At 73.7% G+C, this 2,023-nt stretch carries 2 protein-coding genes; both read right to left on the reverse strand.

Annotated elements, in window-relative coordinates; genetic code table 11:
• A partial coding sequence (rsmH, locus tag FHE66_RS13905) for a 16S rRNA (cytosine(1402)-N(4))-methyltransferase RsmH (RefSeq protein ID WP_139073662.1) occupies positions 1–845 on the reverse strand: 845 nt, incomplete at its 3' end.
• 161 nt (positions 846–1,006) lie between these two features.
• On the reverse strand, positions 1,007–1,438 hold the full coding sequence (gene mraZ, locus FHE66_RS13910; RefSeq protein ID WP_139073663.1) for a division/cell wall cluster transcriptional repressor MraZ: 432 nt from the start codon (positions 1,436–1,438) through the stop codon (positions 1,007–1,009).
• Between the last annotated feature and the right edge of the window lie 585 nt (positions 1,439–2,023).

The raw sequence follows: 2,023 nt of genomic DNA on the forward strand, positions 1-2,023 counted from the left end.
GTCTCCGGCTCGACCGGGAAGTCCGGTGGGGCGGAGGACGTCGCGCCGCGGGCCAGGGCCCGCTTGACGGCCCGGTCCTCAAGCGAGTGGTAGGCCATGACGACGATCCGGCCGCCGACGACCAGCGACTCCAGCGCCCGGGGCAGGGCGTCCTCGAGGACGGCGAGCTCGTCGTTGACCGCGATGCGCAGCGCCTGGAAGGTGCGCTTGGCGGGGTTGCCCCCGGTGCGGCGGGTGGCGGCGGGGATCGAGGCGCGGACGAGGTCGACGAGCTCGCCCGTCCGGGTGAGCGGCTGGGTCTGGCGCCGGCGCAGGACGGCGGAGGCGATCCTGCCTGCGAAGCGCTCCTCGCCGTAGTCGCGCAGGATGCGCCGCAGCTCCTCGGCGGAGGCGGTGGCGAGCAGCTCGGCGGCGCTCGTGCCGCGGGTGGGGTCCATGCGCATGTCGAGCGGGGCGTCCTGGGCGTATGCGAAGCCGCGGTCGGCCTCGTCGAGCTGCAGGGAGGAGACGCCGAGGTCCATGAGGATGCCCTCGACGCCGCCGGGCGCGTGCTCGGCCACGACCCGGTCGACGTCGTCGTACACGGCGTGCACGGCGGTGAACCGGTCACCGAACGGGGCGAGCCGCTGTCCGGCGAGCGCGATGGCCTGGGGGTCGCGGTCGATGCCGACGACCCGAAGCTGCGGGAAGCGCTGGAGTGCGAGCTCGCTGTGGCCGCCCATCCCGAGGGTGGCGTCGACGAGCACCGCACCGGGGCGCTCGACCGCGGGGGCGAGGAGGTCGAGGCACCGCTGCGCGAGCACGGGTACGTGCCGCTCAGCCGCGCTGCGCTCGTTCTCGGCCAGTGCCCTCACCTCCTCGTCCTTCTCGTCGTCCTGCTGGTCTTGCCACTGAGGCGGTCGGGGGCCCTCCACCACCCGACCAGGACTCCCGCCGCCGTGCTCTGGCGCCGGGGAAGTGCGTCAGAGTCGCGGTGAGAGACCTCGTCGTGCGGAGGCCGGGCCGGTCAGAAGATCCCGGGGACCACCTCCTCGGCGGTCTGGGAGAACGCCTCCTCGGAGGCGGCGAGGTACTCCTCCCACGCGTCGGCCGACCAGATCTCCACGCGGGCACCGGTGCCGATCACCGCGAGCTCGCGCTCCAGACCGGCGTAGCTGCGCAGGTGGGGCGGGATGGTGATGCGGCCCTGCTTGTCGGGCTGCTCGTCGGTGGCGCCGGCGAGCAGGACGCGCGAGTAGTCACGCACGCGCCGGTCGGTGACCGGTGCCTTGCGCAGCTGCTCATGGATCTCCTCGAACTCCCGCATCGGGTAGAGCGTGAGGCAGCGTTCCTGCCCCTTGGTGAGCACCAGCCCGCCCGCGAGCTGGTCGCGGAACTTGGCCGGGAGGATCAGCCGACCCTTGTCGTCCAGGCGCGGGTGGTAGGTGCCGAGGAACATGCCGGCCACCACCCTTCGCTGAACCACTGACCACCAGTGACCCCCACATTACTCCACTTCCCTCCCCCGTCAATGAAGAAACCCGACTTCTGCAGGAGAACTTTCCGCGAATGTGCAGGTCAGCACGGGTGGTGGAAGGTGGAGGGCTTTCGCGCCCCGACGCCCCGTTCCCGCACCCTTCCCTCGCTCGCCGCAGCCCTCTCCCGCCCGCCCGCCGAGCGCCCTCCCCTCCCCCACCGAGAGCCGGGTCGCGCACCCGGTGTCCCGCCGACGAAGCGCGGGATCCTGCGCCTGACTCGCGCGGCGTGGAGCGGGTGGACAGCGGCGTCACCCGCCCTGCGGGGACGGTCCTGGGCCGACGGCAAAGGCCGCGGCGAGCCCGGCCGCGACGGTGCGGGACGGCGGTGGAGCGATGTGGAGGGACCCGGTGGGGGGATGTGGAGGGACCCGGTGGAGGGAGGTGGAGGGACCGCGCCCCGGGAGCGTCGTCCCCGCCGGGAGCGCCCGGGCTCAGGCGACGGCGCCCGGCTCGCCCCTGCCCACGACGACGTGTGGGGCCCGGGTCCTCAACGGACCCGGGCCCCA

Origin of the sequence: Georgenia sp. 311 (genome assembly GCF_006151955.1) — a bacterium.
GTDB lineage: Bacteria > Actinomycetota > Actinomycetes > Actinomycetales > Actinomycetaceae > Oceanitalea > Oceanitalea wutianyii.

Bases quoted from the DNA above. Each gene is read 5' to 3' on its own strand.
- mraZ (WP_139073663.1), bottom strand. From the start codon at position 1,438: ATGTTCCTCGGCACCTACCACCCGCGCCTGGACGACAAGGGTCGGCTG.